The sequence below is a fragment of the Streptomyces chisholmiae genome (assembly GCF_031845445.1).
In the GTDB taxonomy this organism is placed as follows: domain Bacteria; phylum Actinomycetota; class Actinomycetes; order Streptomycetales; family Streptomycetaceae; genus Streptomyces; species Streptomyces chisholmiae.
This window is the reverse complement of the sequence record NZ_JAVREO010000133.1, coordinates 1-470: the sequence shown is the minus strand read 5'-3', so window position 1 is coordinate 470 and position 470 is coordinate 1. Positions and strand designations below refer to the sequence as shown.

1 protein-coding gene is annotated in these 470 nt (G+C 71.3%); it reads left to right on the top strand.

Annotated features, from left to right (window positions below; translation table 11 throughout):
- A partial coding sequence (locus tag RM844_RS32440) for a circularly permuted type 2 ATP-grasp protein (protein WP_311671027.1) occupies positions 1–470 on the top strand: 470 nt, incomplete at both ends.

Here is a 470-nt window from a genome sequence, read left to right as displayed (position 1 = left end):
CGGATACCTGCGCGCCGCCCGCGGCATCGTGGTGCCCGGGCGTCATCAGCTGTTCCTGCACGGCTGCGACATCAGCCGCGGCGACGACGGCGCATTCGTCGTCAACGCGGACTGGACGCAGGCGCCGTCGGGCGCCGGCTATGCCCTGGCGGACCGACGGGTCATCGCCCATGCGGCGCCTGACCTCTACGAGCGGATCGGCCCGCGGCCGGCCTCACCCTGGGCCCAGGCGCTGCGCCTGGCGCTGCTCGACGCGGCACCCGAGGCCGCCGAGGAACCCGTTGTGGTGGTGCTCAGCCCCGGTATCCATTCCGAGACCGCCTTCGACCAGGCGTACCTGGCCGGAGTGCTCGGCTTTCCACTCGTCGAGAGTGCCGATCTCGTGGTCCGTGACGGCACGCTGTGGATGCGGTCGCTGGGCACCCTCAAACGCGTCGACGTGGTGTTGCGCCGCGTCGACGCCGATTACA